Origin of the sequence: Mesorhizobium sp. B2-8-5 (assembly GCF_006440675.2) — a bacterium.
In the GTDB taxonomy this organism is placed as follows: domain Bacteria; phylum Pseudomonadota; class Alphaproteobacteria; order Rhizobiales; family Rhizobiaceae; genus Mesorhizobium.
This window is the reverse complement of record NZ_CP083951.1, coordinates 682435-708373: the sequence shown is the minus strand read 5'-3', so window position 1 is coordinate 708373 and position 25939 is coordinate 682435. Positions and strand designations below refer to the sequence as shown.

The following is a 25939-nucleotide window of genomic DNA, read 5'->3' as shown; positions in this document are numbered from 1 at the left end:
CTATCGTGTTCCGCGCAGCCGGCGGGAAAGCTCGGCCTTCAACTGGCCGAACGGGATGGCAAGCACGTCTTCACGCCCGACGATGACATAATCATTGCCGGGCGCCATGTCATCGGCGGCATGGACGCGCACGGCTTCCCTCAGTCGCCGCCGGACGCGGTTGCGCACCACGGCGTTGCCGACCTTCTTGGTGACGGTGTAGCCGACGCGCGGCGCAAGGTCATCGCCGCGGTCGAGAACTTCAACGAGAAAAAGCCGCCCGCGGCGTTTCTCGCCGCCGCGCACAGCCAGGAATTCCGCGCGTTTCAGAAGCCGCCCGGGGGTTTTCCCCTTTGGCTTGCCGGTTGCGGGCAACGATCTCGTCTTTCGTTCAGGCGCTGAGCCGCTTGCGGCCGCGATTGCGGCGGGCGGCAACGACGCCACGGCCACCCTTGGTGGCCATGCGGGCACGGAAACCATGCCGGCGCTTACGGACGAGCTTGGACGGTTGGTAGGTACGCTTCATTTGTTTTAATACCGCGGGGTGCGGCCCTTCTTGATTCTGTCACTCTGTAACAGGAGCTTTGCCGGGCCGGCTTAGGCGCGATCGAAACCGCGCCGGGACGAATGGCCCGAGCGTGAGCGGGCTTATAGGAAGAAGGTTTTGGGAAGTCAATCCGGGGTGCCTCCGAGGCATTTTTGCTGGACCAAGGTTGAAATTGGCAAAAAAGCCGCAAATCGCATAATCTTGGCCGATCAAGCCTTTGTGAATGCGCGTCAATGACGAGTGAAACTCTGCCCACGAACGAGAAGGCAAGGCCGGCGGCGAATTCGACGCGCCGGGTGCCGCTGTCGCGCGGCCTGTCGACCAAGCTCCTCTTCCTCACCATCGCCTTCGTGCTTTTGGCTGAAATCCTGATCTTCCTGCCCTGGATCGCCAGCTATCGGGTCAATTGGCTGAAGGAGCGGTTGAGCACCGCCGCCGCCGTGTCGATCGTGCTCTTGCAGGGCGAGCCCAACGCGCTGTCGCATAACGCTCAGAACGACGTGCTGATGGCGATCGGCGCCAAGGCGATCGCCGTGCGCGACGGCGGCGTCTCGCGGCTGCTCGTCGTTTCCGACATGCCGCCCCAGGTCGACGAGCATATCGACATCGCCGATGTCGGCCTGGTCAACGGCATGACCGGCGCGCTCGACACGCTGTTCTTCGGCGGCAAGCGCATGCTGCGGGTCTTCGGCCCGGTCGGCGACAGCGATAAGGAATTCGAGCTGATCATGCCGGACTACAGGCTGCGCGATGCCATGCTTCGATATTCGCGCAACGTCGCCGTCGTCTCGCTGCTGATTTCGCTGTTCACCGCCATGCTGGTCTATGCGGCGATCGACCTGATCATGATCGGGCCGATCCGCACCATGACGCGCTCGATCCTGGCCTTCTCCGAGGCGCCCGACGATCCCGGCCGCGTCATCCGCCCCGCCGACCGCGCCGACGAGATCGGCGTGGCCGAGCGCGAGCTGTCGCAGATGCAGGACCGGCTGCAGAAGATGCTGTCGGAGCAGAAGCATCTCGCCGACCTCGGCCTGGCCGTCTCCAAGATCAACCACGACATGCGCAACATCCTGGCGTCCGCGCAGCTGATGTCGGACCGGCTGCGCCAGGTGAAGGACCCGACCGTGCAGGCCTTCGCGCCGAAGCTTCTGCGCGCCCTCGACCGCGCCGTCTCCTATTCCGAAGGCGTGCTTCACTACGGCCGCACCCAGGAGCCGGCGCCGTCGCGCCGGCGGCTCAGGCTGCGCCAGCTGGTCGACGACGTGCACGGCCTGCTCGACATCGAGGAGGGCATCGAGTTCATCAACGGCGTCGAGCTCGCCTTCGAGGTCGACGCCGATTCCGACCATCTCTTCCGCGTGCTCACCAATCTCTGCCGCAACTCCATTCAGGCGATGGCCGCCGACACCGAAAGCGCGGTGGTGCGCCGGCTGGCGGTCGCGGCCGAGCGCCATGGCAGCGTCAGCCGCATCACCGTCACCGACACCGGCCCCGGCCTGCCGCCCAAGGCGCGCGAGAACCTGTTCGCCGCCTTCCGCGGCTCGGCCCGCAGCGGCGGCACCGGCCTCGGCCTGGCGATCGCGCACGAGCTGACCCGCGCCCATGGCGGCACCGTCGAGCTCGTCGAATCGATCGGCGGCCGCACCGTCTTCGCCGTCACCATCCCCGACCAGCCTGTCCGGCTCGACCAGGCGCGCAACGGCCTGCGCCGCCCGGCTTGAGGTTGCCGCCTCCGGCTGAGCCGCCTGTCGGCAGCGGCGCGCCTCGATCAAAGCCGGCAAAACCGTCTGCGACAAAACTTTTGCCGGATCGGCTTGCTTTTCGCGAATTCAGTCGTTAGGGAACACTCCACATCGCGGCCGGCCGTCTCGACCGGAACGCGGGGCCTGTGTCATGCACGGCCTGTTGCGCGCCCGTAGCTCAGCTGGATAGAGCACCAGACTACGAATCTGGGGGTCAGGAGTTCGAATCTCTTCGGGCGCGCCAAATACCGCCAACTGCCCTCCATGCCGCCGAACTACGCCGGCGCGAAGAGCGGCAGACAGCCCAAGTACAAATATGAGTAGAAATGGCGACGTTAGGCGGTGAAGAAGTTCGAATCGCTTACGCTCGGATGAGCAATTTGGCCAAAGGCGGAGCTCACGCATTCGGCGTTGGATGATCGCTATGCGCCGCAAGACGGACGTCTTCAGGTCGTCTTCGACCGCCCGAGCCGTGTCCGGCGATCACCTTATCAGCGCCGGTCAGTCCGGAAGAGGAACATGCTCATCCCGGTCATCGACCGGCAGATCGAAGCGCCCCTTGCCCCAATTCTGCGCGCGCCAACCGGCTTGCCGCTTCGGCGCTGGCAGGGCGCGACGATGAGGGTCTCGATGGCGTCGATGCCCACCTCATCGGGGCAGCCGGGCTCGATGGCTGGGTTCCAACTCATGTGCGTCATCCTCCTGCGCTGCCAGAATGTCTAAACTGGCGCGCGACCGGCTGCCAGACTAGCAAACACCTAGATAAGTCAAGCTGTGTCGCAGCAAGTGGAACATTCGGGCCTATATCGCCGAAGGAATGCCGACGTCGAATGCAGATCCTTGGCTAAGCTTCTTAGCCGTCGAGACCCCAAAGCTTCGGGTTCCGTTTGAAATACTCAGTCAGCATTTCGGTGAGCACCCGCACTTTCCGCGCGGGATGCTGACCCGGCGGGCGTACGACATACGCGGCCCCCGGAGGTACCGGATAGCGTGTCATGATCGGAACCAATGCACCGGAGGCCACATATTCATATGTGATGCAATCGGGGAGCCAGGCGATGCCGAGGCCTGCCGCAGCAGCAGCGGCAAGTGCCGTGGCGCTGTCGGCTTTGAACTTGCCCTGCGGCTGGACCGTAACAATCTTGCTGCCATCCATGAACTGCCAGGCTTCCGTTCCCTGCATGAGGGCCTGATGGGTGACGAGTTCGTCCAGAGTCTCCGGTGACCCATGCGCTTTGATGTAATCCGGGCTTGCGACAAGCTTTCCATGGATCGGCCCGACGCGCTGCGCGATCAGGTTGGAGTCCTGAAGGTAGGCGCCCCGGATCGCGCAATCGAAACCCTCTGCGATGAGATCGACGAAGCGATCGCTGTAGGAGGTCTGGATGTGAAGCCGCGGGTGCTGCCGCGCCATTTCCGCAAGCACGGGGGCGAAGTGCGTCGGGCCGAAAGTAAGCGGCATGGCAACCCTCAGGCGGCCGCGAAGGTCGCCGGACGGCAGGATGGTTTCCCTGGCGGTATCGATCTCGGCGCTGGCTCTGGCCGCGTGGTCTCTGAACGTGATCCCCGCTTCCGTAAGCGCGGCCCCGCGGGTCGTTCGTGCAAGAAGCTGGACGCCGAGTTCTGCCTCGATCCGGAAAAGCCGCCGGCTCACGATTGACTTGGAGACGCCGAGCCGGCGTGCGGCGGCCGATACGCCCCCTGCATCGGCCACGGCGACGAATGTCTGGAGATCTTCGATGTTCATTCGTCGTTCCTTATTTCGCGACACAGCTTACCTGAGTACGGCACTACCTCATCACCCAAAGGAACAGCAAATTGCGTCCCGGCAACGTCGCCGGCTGGCGCATGTCGCCCGTGAACCCATCGCCGTCCATAGCGGCAGAGAAAGGATGTCTTGATGACCCCTCGTAACGGCCTCGATTCGCTTCTTCGTCCCGAAGATTCGGTCCTCGTTCTGATCGACCACCAGCCTTATCAACTCGCAAACCTGAACAGCCACGATCCGCACATGGTGGTCAACAACACGACCGCGCTGTCGAAGCTGGCAAAAGCCTTCAATGTTCCGACCATTCTCACCAGCGTGATCGCGGCGCGCGGCGGACGTCTCTTCAAGCAGATCACCGACGTATTTCCGGGCCAGGAAGTCATCGATCGCACCTGGGTGAACACTTGGCAGGACGAGAATGTGGTGAACGTCGTCAAGGCGACCGGCCGCAAGCAGCTGATCATCGCCGGCCTGTGGACCGAGGTCTGCGTCGCAATGCCTGTGATCCAGGCCGCCGGCGAAGGCTGGGACGTGACCGTGATCACCGACGCGTCGGGCGGGATTTCGAAGGAGTCTCACGAAGTTGCCATCCAGCGAATGATCGCGGCCGGCGCGAACGTAATGACCGTGATGGCGCTCGCTGGCGAATGGCAACGCGATTGGGCGCGCACCGAGCATGTCGAGGAGCTGACCGAGATTCTCATCCAGCACTTCGGCGGCAGCGGCATCGCGTATCTTTGGGAGCAGCAGCTTCTCAACACGCCAGTGGCTGGCTGATCCCGGCCGGGATGGCGAGCATTTCGATGAGGGTCGGAATCGATCCGTTTGCCGGCCCTCGCCATTCTCACCTCACGGGAAAGCCTTTGATGTCAGCGATAAATCCATGTGCGCGGATGCTGGCCCCGGCTGACCCGGCAGCGGTGAAGCCTTCCGCCGAAACGGCTCGATCTGGCCCGCCGCGCCTCTTTCTGGTCGTTGAGCAGGTGGCTGGCCGATCCCGAAAGCGTCATCTGGCGCGACTAGGCGCGGCGGCGACCCATGGCGCCAAAGGCAGAGGCTGGAAAGGTTCGATGCGCGGTGAGCTACGCGATCCAGGACACGCCCGACATGGTGCAGCAACGCTAAGAGCGGTTCCTACCGCAAGACAAGGCAACCATCGCAGCGCAGGTGATCCGGAACTTTGCGGAATGGCGCAACGCGTTCTGGAGCACTTGCACAATCAGGTGGAGGCAACCGGCAACCTGCTCGGTCACAGGCGATCATCACGCGGAGCTAAATGATCGCCTGCCGTGTCGCTCGGAGCGGCGGTCCGACGGCTTAGACTTACATCTCTTGTTCCCAGAAGCCGCGGGTGTTCACGTTAGCGGCGTCGGCAAGAGCTTCCAACTCCGCGATGTCGTCGCTGGTGAGCGTGATGCTGCTGGCTCGGGCCAGACCGTCGACATGATGGGGCTTGGTGACGCCGACGATCGGCGTCGTGCCCTTGGCTATCGCCCACGCTGTCGCGACATCGGGCGCTGCTGCACCCTGGCTCAGGCCGATCGAGGCGAGCTTGTCCGTCAGAGCCTTCAGCTGAGCCAGCATGCCGTTGTAGATCTCCGCCCGGCTGCTGCCTTCCGGCAGCGGATTCTCCGGGCTGTACCGGCCGGTCAAGGCGCCCTGTTCGAGCACCATATAGGCGAAGAACGGAATGCCTTGGTTGCGGCAGTAGTCCAGGATGCCAGCTTGCTCAGAGCTGCGGTAGAGGAGGCTATAGTGGTTCTGGACGGCTTCGACCCGGAACCCGGCTTCGCCCAGGATCTGGTCGGCGAGCTTGATTTCGCTCAGGTTGTGATTCGAGACGCCGACATGTTTGACCTTCCCGCTCTTCAGCAACGAAATGAGGTGCGGAGTCCACCGCGGCACATCGGCTGGATTGTGAATCCAGTAGAGGTCGATGTAGTCGGTGCCGAGGTTGGCCAGACTCTGCTGCAGCATGTCCGCCACCGGATCGTCGCTGGTTCCCGCGATCCGCGGGTTGAACTTCGTCGAGAGCTGGTAGCCGCTGCGGGCGTAGCGCTTCAGGACCTCCCCGAGTACGGTTTCGGAGCGGCCCATGCCGTACACCAGGGCGGTGTCCCACAGGGTGAACCCGGCCGCGTGCGCCTTGTCGGCGACCTCTTCCAGGCCAGCTTGAGTCAGGTGGCTGCCGAAGTAGCCGTTGCCAGTCTCGCCGCTGTCGCCCCAGGCCCACGTGCCCAGTGCGACCGTGGGGGTCTTCAGATTATCGGTTCTCATGTTTGCTCCATACTTGTTCCGTGGCCAGGTTTGCTGTGACCCAGGCGCCGCTGACACTTTGATGCGCGGCGACGTCGAACCGTTAGCCTGATGCGCCGGGATTGCTGCCCAATCCTCCAGAAGCTGCGGGTTCGCATTGCCGCCCTTCCGCGCGCGTGCGATGGTCCGATTCATGGAAACGCTGACCGAAATCGCGGCCGTGATTGCCCGGCACGTCGCGAAGGATGGCTTCCACGCCACCCCCATCGAACGTGTGACGCTTGTTCGATCCTCCACGGTGACGATGCCGATGCCGAATGTTTACCGGCCGCAACTGTGCCTCGTCGCGCAGGGGCGCAAGGAGGTCACGCTGGGCGACCGCGTGTTCCGATACGCGCCGGGGCGCTATGGGGTCGTGACCTACGACCTGCCGGTTATAGGCCATGTGGTCGAGGCGACGCCCGACAAGCCCTATCTCTGCCTGTACCTCGATTTCGACCCGGTCATGCTGGGGGACTTGGCGTTGCGCGTGCCACTGCCGCCGGGAGCGCCATCCCCGCCCATAGGCAAGACGGTGTCCGACGCCGGCGCCGGTCTGCTCGACGCGGCGCTGCGCCTGCTACGCCTGCTCGACGATCCGGCAGCGCTGCCCGTGCTCGGGCCGCTTGCCGAGCAGGAAATTCTCTATCGCCTGCTCGCCGGCCCGGATGGCGCCAGGATGCGGCACATCACCTCCGGCCAAGGTCGGGTGGCCCAGGTCGGCCGCGCCATCGCCTGGATCGGGAAGAACTTCCGGGGACGGTTCAGCATCGAGCGGCTTGCCGCGGAAGTAGGCATGAGTCCGTCGAGCCTGCACGAGCATTTTCGCGCCGTGACGGCGATGACGCCGCTGCAATTCCAGAAGCAGCTCAGGCTGCAGGACGCGCGCAGCCTGATGCTGGTCCAGGACATCGACGCCACGACTGCCGCCTTCCGCGTAGGTTACGAAAGCGCGTCGCAGTTCAGTCGCGAATATCGCCGCCACTTTGGAGAACCGCCGGCGCGCGACATAGCCCGCTTGCGCGCCTCGCCGGGCTTGGCAGTGGTAGCTTGAGTTCAGCCTGCCCGGCACCGGTTTCAAATTGGCGTTCATGCGCGCCAAAAACCAATTGCAAAATAAAATCGGTCGACCTAACCTGAACCGATTGCATAACGCAATCAGATTGCGTGAATGCCATTTGAGGAACAGGCAATGGCCAAGCTCGTGTTCGGAATGAACCAGTCGCTGGACGGCTACGTCGATCATACGGCGTTCGGGCCAAGCCCCACGCTCTTCCGCCACTTCATCGCGGAGGCCGAGCGGCAGTCGGGCAGCGTCTACGGTCGCCGCATGTACGAGATCATGCGCTATTGGGACGACGAGCATCCCGAGTGGGACGCCGAGCGGCTTGCCTACGCGGCGGCGTGGCGGCGCCAGCCGAAATGGGTCGTCTCGCGCTCATTGCAGTCTGTAGGTCCCAACGCCACGCTCGTCGAAGATGATCTTGAGGGCGCAATGCGGAAGCTGAAGGCCGAGCGCGACGGCGAGATCGAAGTCGCCGGCCCGGACTTGGCGCGAAGCCTCGCCGAACTGGGCTTGATCGACGAATATCGGATCTACCTGCACCCGGTCGTGCTTGGTCACGGCAAGCCCTATTTCGCCGGACCCCGACCACCGCTCCGCCTGATGGCGCATGATCGGATCGGCGAAGATGTGATCAGGTTGACCTACGCTCCGGCCTGATCTCGCGACGTCCGGCGCGCCACCGCCTGTCGAAAATTCGTAAGGTCTCAGCTCGCGCGCGGCGCCGTTCGGGCCTGCACGAGCAGCCAGCGTTCAAACCCCCACAAAAGCATCGGACAGGCCATAAGTGCCGCCGAGCCGAGGCCGAGGGCTGCGCCTGCGTGGCCAGTCCAAAGCGCCAGCCTGCCGCCGAGCCAGGGCGCGATCAGCATCGTGGCGTAGTAGACCGTGTAGAAGAGTCCCATTCCCAGCGCTCGCGTCGCCGGCGCCAGCACCCGCGCCGGCAGGCTCATGATTGATCCGGCTGGGAGCCCGCAGACGAGGCCGAGCGCAACCAATGTGGGCGGCACCGGCGAGCCCCGCCACAACAGCACAATCAGCGCAGCGAAAGCCAGGCAGCTTGCGGCAAGCAGCGTATTGCGGCTTCCCGCGCGGTCCGCGAGGTAGCCTCCAAGGGGAACGGATAGGGCCGCGAGCCACAGCACGATGCTGACGGCCGAGCCGGCGGCGGCCGTCGACCAGCCGCGCTCGACCAGCATCGACGGCGCGAAACTGAAGATCATGGCGAAGCCGACATTGTAGAAGGCCCATATCAAGCCTGCCAGCAGCACGGCCCAGACGGCCGGCAGCCCAAGTCGCGCGTCTTGCGCCGAAACCGGAGCGGCGGGCTGGCCTGGCGGCCGGTAGAAAAGCCCCACCAGCGCCAGGGCTGCGCCGATAAGCGCCATGACCGCGATCTGCGCGCCCGCAATTCCGAATTCAGCCTGGATCAGCGGCAGCGCGACGAGCGTGAGGGCAATGCCCAGCGGCCATGAGTTGATGAAGATCGCCATCGCCGTGGCGATCTGCCGGCCCGCGAACCAGTCGACCATCATCTTGGTCATGAGCACGTTCAACAGCACGCCGCCTATGCCCGCGATCAGCCGGCCGGCGATTTGCACGCTCCATGAAGTCGAGATGCAAAGCAGTGCCTCGCCCGCCAGCATCATGACCAATCCGGCAAGCACGGTCGCCTTGTCGCCAAAGCGACGTCCGATCGCACCGCCCGGCAGCGCCAGCGCGATGCCCGGCGCGAAATAGAGGCCTATGAGCACGCCTATATCGGCGAGATTGGCGTTCAGTGTCTTCCCCAGCTCCGGCGCGATGGCCGCGATACTCTGGAATTGCACCGCCATTGCGGCGCGAGCGGCAAAGAGGACTGCAAGGATCGTCCAGCGGCCGCGCATGACGATCAGGTCCGGCGCGGAGGGCATGCCTGCCGGCGCATCGGTTGGCTCGTGCAAAAAGACCTGCTTTCGCCCGGCCTGCGCCGCCCGGCGGTCCGGCACTGCGTGCAGGCCAACGCCAACCTTGGCCATACGGCCGAACTGCCCCCTCCCATCTTTTGCCCCACCAAATCTGCGGGCGGCCGCTACGGCCGGCCTGCTGCCTGCGCAATCGAGCTTCTCGAATTTTGCGGCCCGGATCTCTCTTCGAAATCCTAGCACGGCTCGGCTCGCACTGAAAATGCGATTGCCGGGCTCGTCGTCTCCGTCAGCTGCGGGCGCCCGCCTTGCCGTTGGCGCCGTCGAGCAGCGCGATCAATCCCTTGAGGATCTCGATCGGCGCCGGCGGGCAGCCTGGAATGTGCAGGTCGACGGGCACCACGTCCGCCACGCCGCCGACGACCGCGTAGCTGCCGGCGAAGCAGCCGCCGTCCCTGGCGCAGTCGCCGAGCGCGACCACCCATTTCGGGTTGGGGGTCGCGTCAAAAGTCCGCTTCAGCGCCTCGCGCATGTTTTTCGTGACGGGCCCGGTGACCAGAAGCACGTCGGCGTGGCGCGGCGAGGCGACGAAGCGGAAGCCGAAGCGCTCGATGTCGTAGAAGGCGTTGTTGAGCGCGTGCATTTCGAGCTCGCAGCCATTGCAGGAGCCGGCGTCCACGGCGCGGATCGACAGGCTCCGGCCGAGCCGCTTGCGGGCAAGCCCGTCGAGGGCGCGTGCCAGCTCGTCGACGGCCGCGTCGCTCGCTTGCGGCGGGCGCTCGGTCAAGGGCGGGCGGATCAGGCTTTCGAAGAGCAGTTTTCGCATGGCGGTGTGCCTTGGCCGGGCTTAGAGGTCGTGGCCGGAATAGGAGCAGTTGAACGATTTGTTGCAGAGAGGGAAGTCGGCGACGATGTTGCCTTCGATCGCCGCTTCCAGCAGCGGCCACTGGAACCATGAAGGGTCGCGCAGGTGGCAGCGCTCGATCGTGCCGTTCTCGCCGATGCGCAGCCAGGCCAGTATGTCGCCGCGGAAACCCTCGACCAGCGCCATGCCCTCGCGCGGCTCTCCCGGCGCGGCGATATCGACGCGGATCGGGCTGGCGGGCAGCCGCCCGAGAATCTGCTCGACCAGCGACAGGCTCTGCTCGACCTCGCGCACGCGGATCCAGACGCGCGCGTTGACGTCGCCCTCCCGCAGCACCGGCACATCGAAGGCGAGTTCGTCATAAGGCGCGTAGGCAAGATCGCGCCGCGCGTCGAAATCGCGGCCCGACGCCCGCCCGACGTAACCGCCGGCGGCATGTTGCCGGGCAAGCTCGACCTTCAGCCGGCCGGTCGCCACCGTGCGGTCCTGCAGCGATGCCGTGTTGTCGTAGAGTTCGACCAGATGCGGGAAGCGCTTCCTGATCTCCGCGACCAGCGACCGAATGGCGCTTGTCCCCGCCTCGTCCAGATCGCTCGCCGTGCCGCCGGGTACGATACGGTCGCGCATCAGGCGATGGCCGAAGGCAGCGTCGGCGGCGCGCAGCACGCGCTCGCGCAGCACGCCGCAATGCGCGTGCATGATCGCGAAGGCGGCGTCGTTGCAGATGGCGCCGATGTCGCCGAGATGATTGGCAAGGCGCTCCAGTTCGGCCATCAGCGCCCGCAGCCAGATTGCACGCGCGGGAACCTCGAGCCCGAGCGCGGTTTCGACGGCGCGGGCAAAGGCCAGCGAATAAGCGACCGTGCTGTCGCCCGACGTCCTGCCCGCGAGTTTTGCGGCCCGGTCGATCGGCGCGCCTGCCATCAGGCCTTCGATGCCCTTGTGCACATAGCCCAGCCGCTCTTCCAGCCGCACTACCGTTTCGCCGCCGGCCGTGAAGCGGAAATGCCCCGGCTCGATGATGCCGGCATGCACCGGCCCGACTGCGATCTGGTGGAGGCTTTCACCCTCGGCCGCGAGGAACCGGTAGGAGGCGGCGGTCGCCGGTCCGCCGGGCCGCACGGCCAGCGGATGCGAGACGTCCCATTGGCCATGGTCGAGCCAGCGGCGGGTGTCGGCCAGGCCCTGCGGCGCCAGCCCGAACAGGTCCGCGGCGGCGCGTTCCAGCCGCAAGGCGGGCGCGTGGTGCTGGCCGATCGACGGGTAGCGGCCGCCGCGGCAATCCAGGCTGATGACGCCGATGCTCTGCGCTTCGTCGAGAAGCGCCATATGCACCTTGTCCGGCTCCCCCCACAGGCCGAGCAGGCTCCAGCGACCATTGGCGAGTTGCTCGACCGCGAGGTTCCAGACCTTCGCGGTCACCACGGCGCGCGGCCAGGGAACGTGATGCTCGATCCGACGACGACCGGCTTCGATGACATCGGCGAGCACGGGCGTGTTTTTCCTCACCATGCGCATCACCCCAGAATCCCGGCGACGTGCTGGAACCACGCCACCAGCGGCGCCGGCAGATAGATGCCGGCGGCAAACACCAAGGCGAGGTGCGAGTACATCGGCACGTAGGACGCCTCGACCGGCGCCATGCCGCGGCGCGGCTCGCCGAAGGCAAGCCCCGTTAGCCGCAACAGCAGCGCGCCGAAGGCGATCAGCAGCCCGAACACCAGCGGGATCGCCAGCCACGGATGCCTGGCGAAGGTCGAGCTGACGACCAGGAACTCGCTCATGAAGATGCCGAGCGGCGGCAGGCCGGCGATCGCAACGACGCCGATGACGAGCGCCCAGCCGAGGCCGGGATGGCTTTCGGTCAGCCCACTGATCTCGGAGATCTTCTGCGTCCCCTTGACCTGCGCGATATGGCCGACGGCGAAGAAGATCGCCGATTTGGTCAGGCTGTGCATGACCATGTGCAGCAGGCCGGCGAAGTTGGCGAGCGGGCCGCCCATGCCGAACGCGAAGACGATGATGCCCATATGCTCGATCGAGGAATAGGCGAACAGGCGTTTGATGTCGCGGCGGCGGTAGAGCATGAAGGCCGCGAAGATCAGCGAGGTCAGCCCCATCGTGACCATCAGCGGTCCGGGGCCGATCGCCTGCGGGCTCGCCGCGAGCAAAAGCTTGAAGCGCAGCACGGCATAGAGCGCGACGTTGAGCAGCAGGCCCGACAGCACCGCCGAGATCGGCGTCGGGCCCTCGGCATGCGCGTCGGGCAGCCAGGCGTGCAGCGGCGCGAGACCGACCTTGGTGCCGTAGCCGAGCAGCAGGAAGATGAAGGCGACGCTGAGCAGCGCGGGGTCGAAATGCGCCGCCTTCTCGATCAGCACCGACCAGACCATGGCGTTGGTGCCTTCGCCGACGACCGGCTGCGCGGCCATGTAGACGAGGATGGTGCCGAACAGCGCCAGGGCGATGCCGACGCTGCCGAGGATGAAGTATTTCCAGGCCGCCTCCAGCGCCTCATGCGTGCGGTAGATGCCGACCATCAGCACGGTGGTCAGCGTGGCGAGCTCCACCGCGACCCACATCAGGCCGATATTGTTCGACACGAAGGCCAGGTTCATGCCGAACATCATGATCTGGTACATCGCGTGGTAGAACCTGAGGTTCGGCGCGGTCAGCCGGCCGGTCTCCAGCTCATGCGCGATATAGGAGGCGCTGAACATGCTGGTGGTGAAGCCGACGAATGTGTTGAGCACGATGAAGACGATGTTGAGATCGTCGACGATGAGATATTGCCCGGGCGCCGGCCGCTCGGTGACGAACAGCGACAGCGCGGCGAGCAAGGTGAGCAGGCTCGCTATCACGTTCACGATCGCCGTCATGCGGTAGTTCGGCAATGCCGCCTGGATGGCCGCGGCGGCGGCCGGAATGAAAAGGATCGCGGCGACGGCGTCGAAGGAGAACCCGCTCACCGGCGTTCTCCCCGGTAGTCGTCGAGCGCGCCAACATCGACCGAATCGAACCGTTCCCGGATGCGGAACAGGAAGACGCCGATGACGATGAAGGCGATCAGGATCGAGAAGGCGACGCTGATCTCGACCACCAGCGGCATGCCCTTGGCGCCGGTGGCGGCCAGCACCAGGCCATTCTCCAGCGACATGAAGCCGACGACCTGGCTGACGGCGTTGCGCCTTGTCACCATCACCAGCAGCCCCAGCAGGATGATCGACAGCGCGAAGGCGAGGTCCTCGCGGGCGAGCGGGTCGGCCTCGGGCGTCACCCGAAGCATCAGCACCATGGAAAGCGTCACCAGCCCGATGCCGGCGAGCATGGTCGGGCCGATGCCGACGGCGGTCTCGATGTCGCGGTGGATGCCGAGCCGCTGGATGATGCGATGCAGCCCGACGGGAATGACGATCGCCTTGAAGACCAAAGCGATGCCGGCGGTGATGTAGAGATGATGCGCGTCCTGAATGTAGGCCTGCCAGGCCACCGAGAGCGCCAGCACCACCGCATGCAGCGCAAAGACGTTGATCAGCGCGAACAGCCGGTCCTGGTAGAGCATCATGAAAGAGATCAGCACCAGGCTGCCGGCGAGCAGATGGGCGATGTCGAAGGTGAGACCGTTCATCACAGGCTCCGCGAGACGAACAGCAGGAGCGTGCCGAGCAATGCCAGCATCAGCGCTGCACCCAGGAAGTCTGGCACCCGGAAGACACGCATCTTGGCGACCGCCGTCTCGAACACGGCAAGCAGGATGGCAAGCACGGCGAGCTTGGCGAGATAGGCGGCGGCGCCGATGGCCAGCGATTGCGGCCCCGTCCCGGCGCTCGCCAGCCCCCAGGGCAGGAAGACGCAGGAGATCAGCGACATGTAGAGCAGCAGCTTGAGGAAGCTGGCGAGCTCGATCATCGCCAGATGGCGGCCGGAATATTCCAGGATCATCGCCTCATGCACCATGGTGAGCTCCAGATGCGTGGCGGGATTGTCGACCGGTATGCGCGCGTTCTCGGCGATGGCCACCATCACCAGCGCGATCAGCGACATGCCGAGCGACACCCGCAGCCCGACCTGCGGCGAACCCATGAAGGCGGCGACAGTCGAAAGCTGCGTGGCGCCGGCCACCAGTGCCAGGCTGAAGACGATGAGCAGCATCGCGGGTTCGGCCAGCGAAGCGATCATGACCTCGCGGCTGGCGCCGATGCCGCCGAAGCTGGTGCCGACGTCCATCCCCGCCAACGCAAGGAAGAAGCGCGCGCTGCCGAGCAGCGCCACGATGACGATGAGATCAGCCGCCCAGCTGAACTGGAGGCCGGAGGCAAAGGTCGGAACGAGCGCCGCCGCGACCCATGTGGCGGCGAAGATCAGGTAGGGCGTCACGCGAAACAGCCAGGACGCGTTGTCCGCCAGCACGATCTCCTTGCGCATCAGCCTGACGAGATCGCGATAGGGCTGGATCACCGAGGGTCCCTGCCGCCGCACCAGCCTCGCCTTCACCTTGCGCACGAAACCGATCAGAAGCGGCGCCAGCAACAGCACCGAAAACATCTGCGCGCCCTGCACGGCAAGCTCCAGGATCACGGCCATAGCGCAAGCACCAGAAGCAGGATGACGAGGTAGAGGAAGACCAGCGTCAGATAGCGGCGGATGGTCAGGAACTGCAGGTGGTTCAGGCGCTCGGTGGCGAAATCGATCGCGCCGGCGATCGGCTGGTAGAAGATATCCCAGGCCAAATCATGCATATCCACCTTGAGGTGCGCCGGTTCGAGGGAACCCGGCGCCGGCATGTCCACCGTCTCGCGGGCGCGGAACGCGAAGCTGCCGAAGACGCGGCGGATGGGCTGCGCGAAGCTGACGGCGGTGTATTGCGCGGCGGGCACCGGGTCGGCGAAGCCGCACCCCCATGCAATGCCCCTGCGCAGCGCATGCGAGGCGAAGCGGTGGATGAAGAAGGCCGCGAGCGACGCCGAAATGGCGATGAAGGCGAAGACCAGCAGGCCGTTATAGGAGCTGCGGCTCTCCGCGATCGGCACGATCGACAGCCAGGGCTCGGCCATCTGCACCGGCATGCGGTCGCCGATGAGCGAAAGCGTCACCGGCGACAGGCCGTCGATGACCAAGCCGGGCAGGATGCCGGCGAGCAGGCAGAAGGCGGCAAGCACGGCCATCGCCGCCAGCGACCAGCGGTCGACCTCATGCGCCCGTTCCACCGCCGCCGATCGCGCCTGGCCAAGGAAGGTGATGCCGAATGCCTTGACGAAGCAGGCCGCGGCCAGCGCCGCCGCCAGCGCCAGCATGCCGCCGACCGCGGGCACGATGACCTTCAGCCCCCATTGCGGCAGTTCGGGGCTGCGCAATATGGCCTGGAAGACCAGCCATTCGGAGGCGAAGCCGTTGAAGGGCGGCAGCGCCGAGATCGAGACGCAGCCGACGAGAAAGACGAAGCTGGTGACCGGCAGGCGGTGGATGAGGCCGCCGAGCTTTTCCATGTCGCGTTCGCCGGTCGACGTCAGCACCGCGCCGGCGCCGAAGAACAGCAGGCTCTTGAAGAAGGAATGGTTGAGCACATGGAAGAGCGCCGCGATGAGGGCCAGCGCCGCGGCCGAGGGCATGGCGTTCGCCTTGAAGGCCAAGGCAAGGCCAAGGCTGGCAAAGATGACGCCGATATTCTCGATGGTCGAATAGGCGAGCAGCCGCTTCAGGTCCTTTTCCATCAGCGCGTGAAGGATGCCCAGCACCGCCGTCACGCCGCCGATGAGGAGCACGGCGACGCCCGACCACCATGCCGGCGCGCCAAGCAGGTCGAACACCACGCGGATGAAGCCGTAGATGGCGACCTTGGTCATGACGCCGCTCATCAGCGCCGAGACGTGGCTGGGTGCCGCCGGATGGGCAAGCGGCAGCCAGGCATGCAGCGGCACCAGGCCGGCCTTGGAGCCGGCGCCGAGCAGCATGAGAACGAGCACCGCGCCTGCCGCGAACGGGCCCGGATGCGCCGTCCGCATCGCGTCGAACGCATAGGTTCCCGCCGGTCCCGCCAGCAGGCCGAAGGCAAGCAGCAGCGCCATCGTGCCGAAGCCCGCCATCACCAGGTATATGGTGCCGGCGCGTCGGTTGGCCTCGTCGCGGTGGTGCGCCATGACCAGCGCCCAGGAGGCGAGCGACATGAACTCCCAGGACAAGAGGAAGCTGAAGGCGTCGTTGGCCAGCACCACGAGGTTCATGCCGGCGAGGAACGCCGGATAGAACGGCAGCACGCGATGCGGCGCGGATTCGTGCCGGCCGTAGCCAAGGGCATAAAGGCTGGTGATGGCGCCGCCCAGATTGACGACGACGAGAAAGAACGCCGACAGGCCGTCGAGGCGGAACCGGGCACCGGTCCAGGGCAGGCCGAGCGGCAAGGTGGCGGACGCCTCGCCGGAATTGCCGGCGAGATGGCTGGCAACGATCACGATCAGTGCGGCTGAAATGGCAAACGCGGCGCCGTAGACCAGACGCGTCGCAAAGGTGTGCCGGCTGACGGCCGCGGCAAGGATGGCTGTTGCCAGAAGCGCGGCAGGACCGCACAGCACAAGAGCCACGGTCGAGATCACGGCAGGCTCCCGCCAGGCTCGACATCGCCGGCATCGGATGCCCTGGCCGGATCGAACCCGCTCTTCAGCCGCACGCCGCGACCGCCGCCCTGGCTGACCGCGCCTTCGCCGATCAGTTCGATGCCGGCCACCTCGAGCGCGGCGATCAGCTTCATCAGCGAATCGACATTGCCCCGGATGATCGAGCCGCTGGCTTCCATGCGCTGGATCGTCGGCACCGACAGGCCGGACAATTCGGCAAGCCGGCGTTGATCGATGCCGAGCAACGATCTTGCGGCGCGCAATTGCGGTGCGGTTATCACCGACGACTCTCTCGTTCAGTTCTGAGATATGAGGTGTCGGTGCTGCAGCCTACATTAAAATGTTCTATCGTCAAGGATTGATGTATGAAACATATATGTTGATGCCACCGCAGCCGCAGGTCGGCTATGGGCATTTGCCAGCGGAAGATCGATTTCGAAGTAGCAAACGCGGTCCGGAGCCGTCATGCCCGCTCGCCAGAGGTGAGGAGAATATCAGCCTCCGCGACGCAATAAGGCGCGTGGCGGAAATCGCGGATGCGGACGACTTCATCGCCGCGCCAGTCGATCAGCACGAAGCCGCGCACCGTATCGCCGGCTCGCGGGTTGCGGATCAGGATCGCCGGCCGGGCCTCGACGAAGCCGAGTGACAACGCCCAGTCGCTCATGCGGTCGTAATTGCCGAAATAGGTCGAGGCTTCCTTCTTGCCGTTGAGGCGGGCGCGGTTGACGACGTCGACCTGGATGTCCTCGGCGATCAGCATCCTCACCCCGTCGAAATCGCGCGCGTTGAACAGGTCGACATAGCGGCGCAGCCGACGCTCCTCATCCGGGTCGAGCTTCGGCATGGTCATGTCGTCCGGCAACGCGGCCAATACCTTCAACTCCGCCCGGCCGCGATGCAGCGCCGCCTTGACGGCGGCAAGCGTCGCGCCCGTCACCTCGCAGGTCTCATGCAGGCTGAGGCCGAGCACGTCGACCAGGATCACGGCGCTGCGCTGCGCCGGCGTCAGCCGCATGAAGCTGCGCAGGCTCATGGCAGTCGCGAGCCTCGTCTCGGCGCTGGCGGAGAGGTCCGCTATCGCGGTCATGTCGGCCTCGCTCATTCGCGAACGCTCCCGCTGGCGGCGGCGCAGATGATCCTGCGCCGCATTGTGGGCGATGCGGAACAGCCATTGCTCGGGACGCTCGACGCGCGCGCCGCCATCATGGGCGGCAAGCGCCTTCACCACCGCCTCCTGCACGATGTCCTCACCCTCGATCGCCGAGCCGGCCATGCGCGCCGCATAGCGGTGCAGTTTCGGCCGCAGGCCGACGAGCATGGCTTCAAGTTCCGCGCGGCCGAACCCTGCTGAGCTCATCGTCCTCTTTCTCGCCTCGCCGATCACAAGCCGGCCCTGGTCAGGCGGGCACGGCTTCATCGGCTTTGGCCAGCATACGATAGTTGCCGACGATCTTCGCCGGCGACCTCGCCAGCGGCGTCGAACGCCGCCCGGCATGATCGGCGCCGAACGCCTTGAACGCGTCCAGTTCGGTCAGCGCCGAACTGTCCTTGTCGTAACCGACGAAGTGGACGAGTTCGCCATTCTCCAGTTCGAGCACCAGATAGCGCACCGACTGCGGCTGGGTTTCATCCAGCGCCTCGAACACCTTTGCCACCAGCGCCCGGTTCTCGGCGGCGCTGGCGTCCTTCACGCCGTAGCGGATGAGATTGTAGGTCATGGTCGTCTCCTGTTTGCGGATCTGCGTGAGGAAGACGTTCCATGGGCTCGAAAGGATTCCCGGGTGGGTTGCTATCTTTCGATTCGTCTCCTGCGATCAGCCGCTTCCGCCGATCATGGAGACGATCGTGTCGTCGCCGGCCGATTGCGGTCGCATCCGGCCGCTGGCCAGCTCGACCGACAGTTTGCATAAGGCTGAGTTGACGGGCGTCGCCATGCCGTTGAGCCGCCCGAGAAGGACGATCTCGCCATTGAGGAAGTCCGTTTCGAGGGACCCGGTCCCGCGCACGATGCTTTGCAGCGTCGACGACCCGACGCGCACGCGGCCCGGGACAGTGCCGATTGTCAATTCTTCACGGGCCATGGCGTCGGCTTTGTCCCAGTCGATCCCGGCCGCGCTCAGCACGGCCTCGGCTTCGGCTCGTGCCTTCGCATACCATTTCCGCTGCAGCTCGGTATCCCCGAGCGCGGCGTCGATGATGTTTCGAAGGTTGGCCAGCAGCTTGCGATATTTGCTGCTCATCACATTGTCCCTGGGGTCGACGATGAAACCGGACGCGCTCAGAACCCCGCACAGTTTCTCGACTGTACCGTCTATTCCGGAAGGATAGCGGCCGATATCGAAGGCGCCGATCCTGGGCGCGAAGTAGGCCGCTACCTGGCCGGGCGTGTCATAATCGGCCGGCAGCATCACCGTCGCGCCATAGACATTGGCGAAGAAACGCAACGCCAGCGGCTCGTTGGCAACGCCGTTCTGGAAACAGAATACGGGTTGCGCCGTTACGCCGGCGGCGTTGAGCCGCTGCAGTGCGCCGAGTGTGTCGGGGGTCTTCATCGTCAGGAGCACGACATCGTCCGGCCTGAAGGAAATCTCCGTCGGGTCGGCATGGACGGGAAAGCGCGCGATCCTGGTGCCTTGCGGGGTGGAAAGCGACAGCCCCGCAGCGCGGATGGCATCGAGCTGCCTGCCGCGGGCGATGCCGATGACCGCATGGTCGGAAAAGCTGAGCTGGGCCGCGATGGCGCCGCCGACCGCGCCGATGCCATAGACGATGATGCGCATGCTGTTCCCGCTGTGATTGGAGTTGGGACTTCGGTCGAGTTGACCGAAAAAGCCTACAGTGTTGTCGCCGGGCCGGCGATCATCCGCGCCCTCTGTTCACGCAATCGTGGCTGCCGCGGCCCTTCCGGCGCTCCTGCCGGAAAAGATGCAGCCGCCGAGAAAAGTGCCTTCCAGCGCCGCATAGCCGTGCACGCCGCCGCCGCCGAAGCCGGCCACTTCGCCGACCGCATAGAGACCCGGCACCGGCTCGCCGGCGGCATCGAGCACGCGGCTGTCGAGATCGGTCTGCAAGCCGCCCAGCGTCTTGCGGGTCAGGATGTTGAGGCGCACCGCGATCAGCGGGCCGTTCGCCGGATCGAGCATGTTGTGCGGCCTGGCGGTGCGGATCAGCTTGTCGCCGAGATAGGCGCGCGCGCCGCGCAGCGCGGTGATCTGCGCGTCCTTGGAGAATGGATTGTCGAGTTGCATGTCGCGGGCGCGGATCTCGCGCTCGACCTGGGCGACCTCCAGCAGCGGCGCGCCGCCGGCCAGCGCGTTCATGCGCGCCACCAGCTTTGCAAGGTCAGCCTCGACGATGAAGTCCTCGCCCTTTTCCATGAACGCCTTCACCGGGCCGGGAATGCCGCTTGTTGCGCGGCCCAGCACCTGCCGCCAGCTTTTCCCCGTGAGGTCGGGGTTCTGCTCGGAGCCCGACAGCGCGAACTCCTTCTGGATGATTTTTTTGGTCAGGATGAACCAGGAATAGTCGAAGCCGGTGCTCATGATGTGGCTGAGCGTGCCGAGCGTATCGAAGCCCGGGTAGAGCGGCACCGGCAGCCTTTTGCCGCGTGCGTCGAGCCAGAGCGACGAGGGGCCGGGCAGGATGCGGATCGCGTGATCCGTCCAGATCGGCGCCCAGTTCTTGATGCCCTCGACATAGTGCCACATGCGGTCGCGGTTGATGATCGAGCCGCCGGCAGCCTCGGTGATCGCCAGCATGCGCCCGTCGACATGGTCGGGCACGCCGGTGATCATGCGCTTTGGCGGCGCGCCGAGGCGCTCAGGCCAGTTCCTGCGCACCAGCTCGTGGTTGCCGCCGATGCCGCCGGAAGCCACGATCACCGCTTGTGCATGGAGCTCGAAGTCTCCGGTCACGGCGCGCGGGCTTTTGTGGCCGCGCTCGACGCCGCTTTGCTCCAGCACGTCGCCGCGGACGCCGGTGACGGTGTCGCCAGTGCGGACGATCTCGTTGACCCGGTGGCGGAACCTGAACTCCACCAGCCCGCGCTTTTGCGCCTCGCGCACACGCAGCACGAAAGGTTCGAGCACGCCGGGCCCTGTGCCCCAGGTGATGTGGAAGCGCGGCACCGAATTGCCGTGGCCGGTCGCATTGCCGCCGCCGCGCTCGGCCCAGCCGACCACGGGGAAGAATTTCAGGCCGCGCTCGATCAGCCATGAGCGCTTCTCGCCGGCGGCGAAGCCGACATAGGCCTCGGCCCATCTGCGCGGCCAGAAATCCTCCGGACGGTCGAAGGCGGCCGTGCCCATCCAGTCCTCGAGCGCGAGGTCGTGGGAATCGCGGATGCGCATGCGCCGCTGCTCGGGCGAATCGACCAGGAACAAGCCGCCGAACGACCAGAAGGCCTGGCCGCCCAGCGACTGCTCCGGCTCCTGGTCGACGATGACGATCTTCTTGCCGGCGTCAGCCAGCTCGGCCGCGGCGACGAGGCCCGCCAGCCCCGCGCCGACAATGATCACGTCCGCGTCAGCCATTTTTCCTCCGTGGCCGGCAAAGCAATTCCAGGAAAGGCGGTTTTCCGTCCGGAATTGCGTCAAACAAAAGAGCTAGACGTTCTCCCAGCCGTCCTTTTCTCCGGCGCGGAAAATAGCGTCGATGACTTTCTGGTTGAGCACGGATTCCTCCAGCGTGAAGACGGGGTCCTTGCCACCCTGCGCGGCACGCACGAAGGCCTCGCATTCCAGCCGGTACTGCTGCGTGCCCGGGAAGCGGAACACCTGCGCTTCGGTGTGGTTCTGGTTGTGCAGCTCGATGCGGTGATGCTCGTAGAGCCCGGCATTGAACGGGCCAAAAACCTCGATGAAGCCGTTCTCGCCGTGGAACACCATAACCTGGCGGGCCGCCATCTGCGTCGACAGATAGAAGGACAGCTCGAAGTCGCCGAAATCGGCGCGGATCGAGGAATAGATGTCGGTGCCAAAGGTCTTGTCGCGCTCGATCGTCGCCTGCACGCGGATCGGCTCCTTGCCGGTCGAAAAGCGCGTCGACACCGTCGGATAAACGCCGATATCGGGCAGCGCGCCGCCGCCGAGATCGAGCTGGTTGCGCATGTTCTTGGGGTCGACATTGTAATAGGAAAACGCGCCCTGCACATGCCGCAGCCGGCCGATGGCGCCGCCGGCGATGAGGTCGCGCACCTTGATCCATTGCGGATGGTAGACGACCATGAAGGCCTCGCAGACCAGCACTTTCTTTTCGTCGCGCAGCTTGATCAGCGGCGGGATGTCCTTGGCGTCGAGCGCCAGAGGCTTCTCGACCAGCACATGCTTGCCCGCTTCGATCGCCTTCGCCGTCCATTCGACATGCTGCGATGTCGGCAGCGGGATATAGACGCCGTCGACGTCCTTGGAGGCGAGCAGCTCCTCGTATGAGCCGAAGGCATGGCGGGCGCCGAAACGCTCGCCCAACGCCTTGGCCTTCGACAGGTCGCGGCTGGCGATCGCCGACAGGACGCCGTTCTCCGAATCCACGATTGCCGGCAAAAGCTGCTCGCGGCCGATCTTTGCCGTCGACAGAACACCCCATCGGAACATCACGCTTCTCCATGTCGGTTTACAGGTAACGAGGTTTGCCCGAAATCGACGGAAAAGCCAATCGCAGACGCGGGCCACAAAACGCCTTCGTCATCCTCGGGCTTGACCCGAGGATCCATTCCGTAACCCTTGACGTAAAGTGCAGCGGCGCAGAAATCTGTAACCGTTGCAACGCTTTAGCGTCACGGAATGGATCCTAGGGTCTGCGCGCGTCGCTTCGCTCCTTGCTTCGCCCTAGGATGACGAACTCGAGGACGCGGGGCTTGGAACTACCCCCTTCTCCCCATCAGCGTCATGTCGCAGTCGACGATGTTGGAATAGAGCGGCGTGCCGACATCCATGCCGTAGCGCGACCTGAGCACCTTGCCGGTGACGTGGAACTTGATCGTCCCCCTCTTCAATCCGCCGAGCTCGGCCGTGAATTTTTCCGGAAACGTCTTGCCGCGCGCCGTCAGCCGGCCGGTGACAAGCGCCGTCGTGTCGCCGGTGCGGGTGACGCTGGTCGAGCGGAACCGGATCTCCGGATTGTTGGCCGCGTCGAACACCGCGTCGGAGCGCAAGCTTCCGCCGGTGGTTTCGCTAATCTCAGAAGTCGCAGGAAAGGCGCCGGCCTGGCGACCAGCCCCTTCTCCCCGTTCAACGGGGAGAAGATGCCGGCAGGCAGATGAGGGGCGGTGCCGACGGTTGAAAATTTGCTTATCAACCTTGAAGCGTGATCTTGCCGCACTCCTACCCGCTCACCTTGAAGAAATCCACGAACGCCCTCAGCGCCGGCCGCATCTGCCTGCGGCTCGGATAGTAGACGAAAAAGCCCTCGAAGGTCGGGCACCAATCCTCCAGCACGCGGATCAGCCGGCCGTCGGCGAGCGGCGCTCGCACATAGGGCTCGAAGACGAAGGCAAGCCCGGCGCCGTCGACCGCCGCCTGGGCGATCAGGTGATCCTCGTCGAGGATCAGCGGCCCCTCGACCGCGATCTCGATTTCCTCGCCGTCCTTCTCGAATTCCCAGCGGTAGAGGATACCGCTGGAGAAGCGGAAGCGGATGCAGCGGTGGTCGGCCAGCTCGCTCGGATGGCGCGGCTTCGGCATCACCGCGAAATAGGATGGCGCTGCGACCACCGCGCCGCGGATATTCGGCCCGATACGGACCGCGATCATGTCGCGCTGCAGGCTTTCGCCGAGCCGCACGCCGGCATCGAAACCGCCTTCGACCACGTCGGTGAAGCGATCCTCGATGACGATCTCCAGCACGATGTCGGGATAGGCGGCGGCGAAGTCGGCAAGCCGTGGCGTCAGCACCAGATGCGCGGCGGTGCGCGGCACGGTCAGCCGCAGATTGCCAGCCGGCCGGTCGCGCGCCTCGACCGCCGTTTCCAGCGCCAGGTCGATCTCCGACAGCGCCGGCCTTAGCCGTTCGAGCAATTGCGCGCCTTCCTCGGTCGGCGCGACGCTGCGCGTGCTGCGGGCCAGCAACCGCACGCCGAGTCGTGCTTCCAGGCTCGACACGGCATGACTGACCGCCGACGGCGCGATGCCGAGCTCGCGCGCCGCGCGGCGGAAGCTGGCGCATTGGGCGACGGTGGCGAGCACGGCGAGTTGGGAGAGGTTGGTCCGGTTCATTGTTCTATTTTATAGAGCAAGCCGTGCGAAAGAGAACCGATTATCGAACGGATCGCAAGACGTTATCTCCCTCCCACCGCAACAAGGAGATGCGTGATGAAAACCCGCAAGCTAGGAACTGAACTCGAAGTCTTCCCCGTCGGCCTCGGCTGCATGGGCATGAGCTTCGGCTATGGCGGCCAGCCGGAGGCGGAAGCCATCGCCACGCTGCGCCGCGCCGTCGAGATCGGCGTCACCTTCTTTGACACCGCCGAAGTCTATGGTCCGTTCGAGAACGAGATCCTGCTCGGCAAGGCGCTGAAGCCGGTGCGCGATCATGTGACGATTGCCACCAAATTCGGCTTCAAGATTTCCGAGCACGGCTCGGGCATGGACCGCATGATCGGCGTCGACAGTCGCCCCGAGCACGTCAAGGCAGTGGCCGAAGCCTCGCTCAAGCGGTTCAATACCGACGTGCTCGACCTCTACTATCAGCACCGCGTCGACCCCAACGTGCCGATCGAGGACACGGTCGGCGCCATGGCCGAGCTGGTGCGCGAGGGCAAGGTGCGGGCGCTCGGCCTGTCGGAGGTGAGCGGCGCGACGCTGCGCCGGGCGCATGCCGTGCATCCGATCGCTGCGGTGCAAAGCGAATATTCGCTGTGGAGCCGCGATCCCGAGGACGAGATATTTGCCGTCTGCCGCGAGCTCGGTATCGGTTTTGTCCCCTACAGCCCGCTCGGCCGCGGTCTGCTCACCGGCACGATCGGCAAGCCGGACGCGCTCGGCGCCGGCGACTGGCGCCGCACCCTGCCGCGCTTCCAGGCCGAAGCGATGGCAGCCAACAACGCCGTCATCGCGGTGCTGGAAAAGCTGGCGGCTGAAAAGGGCGTCACACCGGCGCAACTGGCGCTCGCCTGGGTGCTGCACCAGGGCGATTTCATCGTGCCGATCCCCGGCGCAAGGAAGATACGCCATCTGGAGCAAAACACGGCGGCAGCCGGCATCGAGCTGAGCGCGGCGGAAGTAGCGGCAATCGGCGATGCGCTGTCGCCCGACAAGGTGGTCGGCAAGCGCTACACGGAGGAATTGCTGGCGCTGGTGAATGGGTGAGAGTTGAAAGGGGCGCTTCGGCGCCCTTTTTGTTGACGGCTCGGCGCGAGGCCCCCTCTCTGTCCTGCCGGACATCTCCCCCTCGAGGGGGGAGATTGGCAGTTCAGACGCCTCGCTTCTCCTTGCAATGTTGGCGATTGGCGAAAGCCGGCGCGACATCTGATCTCCCCCCTTGAGGGGGAGATGTCCGGCAGGACAGAGAGGGGGGCCTCGCGCCGACCTATCTTATCTCTGTGCCCCTACCACGCCACCACACCAATCTCCGGCCAGTAGTCCCGCGCCCTTTTCCCCTTGGCTTCATGCGTCCGCTGATTGTCCAGCACCCTGTTCGGCGTAATCCGAAACGAAAAAATGTCGTCGAGCCCGAATGGCGCCACCAGCTCCAACGCACCGTCCCGTCCGAACCGCACCCCGACCGCATGCGTCTTCGAGGCAAAATAGCTCACCGGCTCGCTCGCGCTCGCATAGCGCGGGCACTCCTGCCCGAATTTCTGCGGATACCACAGATGCACCCGCGCCTGGTTGCGCACCTCGACCGGCAGAGCCAACCCCGCGAAATGCTTCGCCGCCCGGCGGATCACCGCATCCTCTGCCTCGTAGGACAAATCGGCGTCGTCGAAATAGAACAGGTCGACATCCTTGATGCCGTATCCAGGCGGCTTGCCGGTCAGATGGTTCCAGACGCTGTTGTAGAGCGCGCCGGAAACCACCAGCCAATCCGGCAGCGCAAGCTCACGAACCCGCGGCAGCGTGTCGCTGAGCACTGGATCGGCCGCGACGATGGCGAGGAAGGCCGCGCGCTGTTCTTCGAAGGAAAGGCCGGAATAGCGGAGATGGTCCATCGCCCTTTGGAGGG

Annotated in this window: 25 protein-coding genes, 1 tRNA gene and 1 pseudogene; 6 read left to right on the top strand and 21 right to left on the bottom strand. The window is 65.2% G+C overall.

Annotated features, from left to right (window positions below):
• Together rnpA and rpmH are read right to left on the bottom strand one after the other, a co-directional pair.
• Entirely contained in the window at positions 1–354 is a 354-nt protein-coding gene (gene rnpA / locus FJ430_RS03310; RefSeq protein ID WP_140708569.1) for a ribonuclease P protein component, read from the bottom strand.
• A 16-nt stretch (positions 355–370) separates the two neighbouring features.
• The gene (gene rpmH / locus FJ430_RS03305; protein ID WP_008833937.1) at positions 371–505 is read right to left on the bottom strand and encodes a 50S ribosomal protein L34; all 135 of its coding nucleotides are present in this window, start codon (positions 503–505) and stop codon (positions 371–373) included.
• 254 nt (positions 506–759) lie between these two features.
• On the opposite strand from rpmH, the gene FJ430_RS03300 reads away from it, so the two are divergent.
• Both FJ430_RS03300 and FJ430_RS03295 read left to right on the top strand, forming a co-directional pair.
• Positions 760–2250, top strand: a complete 1491-nt coding sequence (locus FJ430_RS03300) for a sensor histidine kinase (RefSeq protein ID WP_140654506.1) — start codon at positions 760–762, stop codon at positions 2248–2250.
• A gap of 188 nt (positions 2251–2438) precedes the next feature.
• Positions 2439–2515: transfer RNA gene (locus tag FJ430_RS03295), tRNA-Arg, on the top strand.
• 247 nt (positions 2516–2762) lie between these two features.
• Here FJ430_RS03295 and FJ430_RS03290 read toward each other — a convergent pair.
• Together FJ430_RS03290 and FJ430_RS03285 are read right to left on the bottom strand one after the other, a co-directional pair.
• The gene (locus FJ430_RS03290) at positions 2763–2960 is read right to left on the bottom strand and encodes a hypothetical protein (protein ID WP_140708567.1); all 198 of its coding nucleotides are present in this window, start codon (positions 2958–2960) and stop codon (positions 2763–2765) included.
• A 164-nt stretch (positions 2961–3124) separates the two neighbouring features.
• Entirely contained in the window at positions 3125–4018 is an 894-nt protein-coding gene (locus FJ430_RS03285; protein WP_140708564.1) for a LysR family transcriptional regulator, read from the bottom strand.
• A gap of 153 nt (positions 4019–4171) precedes the next feature.
• Between FJ430_RS03285 and FJ430_RS03280 the strand changes: the two genes are divergently transcribed.
• A complete protein-coding gene (locus tag FJ430_RS03280) occupies positions 4172–4816 on the top strand; it encodes a hydrolase (RefSeq protein WP_140708561.1) in 645 nt (214 codons plus the stop codon).
• A gap of 546 nt (positions 4817–5362) precedes the next feature.
• Here the strand turns inward: FJ430_RS03280 and FJ430_RS03275 are convergent.
• Positions 5363–6316, bottom strand: coding sequence for an aldo/keto reductase (locus FJ430_RS03275; protein ID WP_140708559.1), 954 nt, complete (start codon positions 6314–6316; stop codon positions 5363–5365).
• Between the two features lie 172 nt (positions 6317–6488).
• Between FJ430_RS03275 and FJ430_RS03270 the strand changes: the two genes are divergently transcribed.
• Positions 6489–7388, top strand: coding sequence for an AraC family transcriptional regulator (locus FJ430_RS03270; RefSeq protein ID WP_140708556.1), 900 nt, complete (start codon positions 6489–6491; stop codon positions 7386–7388).
• Between the two features lie 138 nt (positions 7389–7526).
• The gene (locus tag FJ430_RS03265; protein WP_140654498.1) at positions 7527–8057 is read left to right on the top strand and encodes a dihydrofolate reductase family protein; all 531 of its coding nucleotides are present in this window, start codon (positions 7527–7529) and stop codon (positions 8055–8057) included.
• Between the two features lie 47 nt (positions 8058–8104).
• Here FJ430_RS03265 and FJ430_RS03260 read toward each other — a convergent pair whose 3' ends face one another.
• From FJ430_RS03260 to FJ430_RS03190, 15 genes and pseudogenes are all read right to left on the bottom strand, one after another.
• On the bottom strand, positions 8105–9415 hold the full coding sequence (locus FJ430_RS03260) for a CynX/NimT family MFS transporter (protein ID WP_226892057.1): 1311 nt from the start codon (positions 9413–9415) through the stop codon (positions 8105–8107).
• A gap of 175 nt (positions 9416–9590) precedes the next feature.
• Entirely contained in the window at positions 9591–10127 is a 537-nt protein-coding gene (locus tag FJ430_RS03255; RefSeq protein ID WP_140708554.1) for an NADH-quinone oxidoreductase subunit B family protein, read from the bottom strand.
• Between the two features lie 21 nt (positions 10128–10148).
• On the bottom strand, positions 10149–11678 hold the full coding sequence (locus tag FJ430_RS03250) for an NADH-quinone oxidoreductase subunit C (protein WP_140708552.1): 1530 nt from the start codon (positions 11676–11678) through the stop codon (positions 10149–10151).
• A 5-nt stretch (positions 11679–11683) separates the two neighbouring features.
• Entirely contained in the window at positions 11684–13135 is a 1452-nt protein-coding gene (locus FJ430_RS03245) for a hydrogenase 4 subunit F (RefSeq protein WP_140708550.1), read from the bottom strand.
• Entirely contained in the window at positions 13132–13794 is a 663-nt protein-coding gene (locus FJ430_RS03240) for a hydrogenase-4 component E (RefSeq protein WP_112098328.1), read from the bottom strand. The genes FJ430_RS03245 and FJ430_RS03240 overlap by 4 nt, the downstream gene beginning before the upstream one ends.
• Positions 13794–14750 (bottom strand): respiratory chain complex I subunit 1 family protein, encoded by a 957-nt coding sequence (locus FJ430_RS03235; protein ID WP_140708549.1) that lies wholly within the window; start codon positions 14748–14750, stop codon positions 13794–13796. The genes FJ430_RS03240 and FJ430_RS03235 overlap by 1 nt, the downstream gene beginning before the upstream one ends.
• A complete protein-coding gene (gene hyfB, locus FJ430_RS03230; protein WP_140708547.1) occupies positions 14741–16756 on the bottom strand; it encodes a hydrogenase 4 subunit B in 2016 nt (671 codons plus the stop codon). The genes FJ430_RS03235 and hyfB overlap by 10 nt, the downstream gene beginning before the upstream one ends.
• The gene (locus tag FJ430_RS03225; protein ID WP_140708545.1) at positions 16753–17058 is read right to left on the bottom strand and encodes a helix-turn-helix domain-containing protein; all 306 of its coding nucleotides are present in this window, start codon (positions 17056–17058) and stop codon (positions 16753–16755) included. The genes hyfB and FJ430_RS03225 overlap by 4 nt, the downstream gene beginning before the upstream one ends.
• Positions 17059–17240: 182 nt before the next feature.
• Positions 17241–18137: an RNA polymerase sigma factor gene (locus FJ430_RS03220; RefSeq protein WP_140708543.1), complete on the bottom strand. Its 897-nt coding sequence runs from the start codon at positions 18135–18137 to the stop codon at positions 17241–17243.
• 40 nt (positions 18138–18177) lie between these two features.
• On the bottom strand, positions 18178–18498 hold the full coding sequence (locus FJ430_RS03215) for a hypothetical protein (protein WP_226892055.1): 321 nt from the start codon (positions 18496–18498) through the stop codon (positions 18178–18180).
• Positions 18499–18594: 96 nt separating this feature from the next.
• Positions 18595–19560: a ketopantoate reductase family protein gene (locus FJ430_RS03210; protein WP_140708541.1), complete on the bottom strand. Its 966-nt coding sequence runs from the start codon at positions 19558–19560 to the stop codon at positions 18595–18597.
• Between the two features lie 96 nt (positions 19561–19656).
• The gene (locus FJ430_RS03205; RefSeq protein ID WP_140708539.1) at positions 19657–21312 is read right to left on the bottom strand and encodes an FAD-binding dehydrogenase; all 1656 of its coding nucleotides are present in this window, start codon (positions 21310–21312) and stop codon (positions 19657–19659) included.
• Between the two features lie 72 nt (positions 21313–21384).
• Entirely contained in the window at positions 21385–22371 is a 987-nt protein-coding gene (locus tag FJ430_RS03200; RefSeq protein ID WP_140708538.1) for a Gfo/Idh/MocA family protein, read from the bottom strand.
• A 269-nt stretch (positions 22372–22640) separates the two neighbouring features.
• A pseudogene (locus FJ430_RS03195) lies at positions 22641–22931 on the bottom strand (YceI family protein); the annotation flags it as partial.
• A 169-nt stretch (positions 22932–23100) separates the two neighbouring features.
• Positions 23101–23991 carry a LysR family transcriptional regulator gene (locus tag FJ430_RS03190; protein WP_140708536.1) on the bottom strand — a complete coding sequence of 297 codons (891 nt, stop codon included), beginning with the start codon at positions 23989–23991 and terminating at the stop codon, positions 23101–23103.
• Between the two features lie 96 nt (positions 23992–24087).
• On the opposite strand from FJ430_RS03190, the gene FJ430_RS03185 reads away from it, so the two are divergent.
• A complete protein-coding gene (locus tag FJ430_RS03185) occupies positions 24088–25083 on the top strand; it encodes an aldo/keto reductase (protein ID WP_140708533.1) in 996 nt (331 codons plus the stop codon).
• 239 nt (positions 25084–25322) lie between these two features.
• Here the strand turns inward: FJ430_RS03185 and FJ430_RS03180 are convergent, their stop codons facing one another.
• Positions 25323–25925, bottom strand: coding sequence for a nucleotidyltransferase family protein (locus FJ430_RS03180; RefSeq protein WP_140708531.1), 603 nt, complete (start codon positions 25923–25925; stop codon positions 25323–25325).
• Positions 25926–25939: the final 14 nt, after the last annotated feature.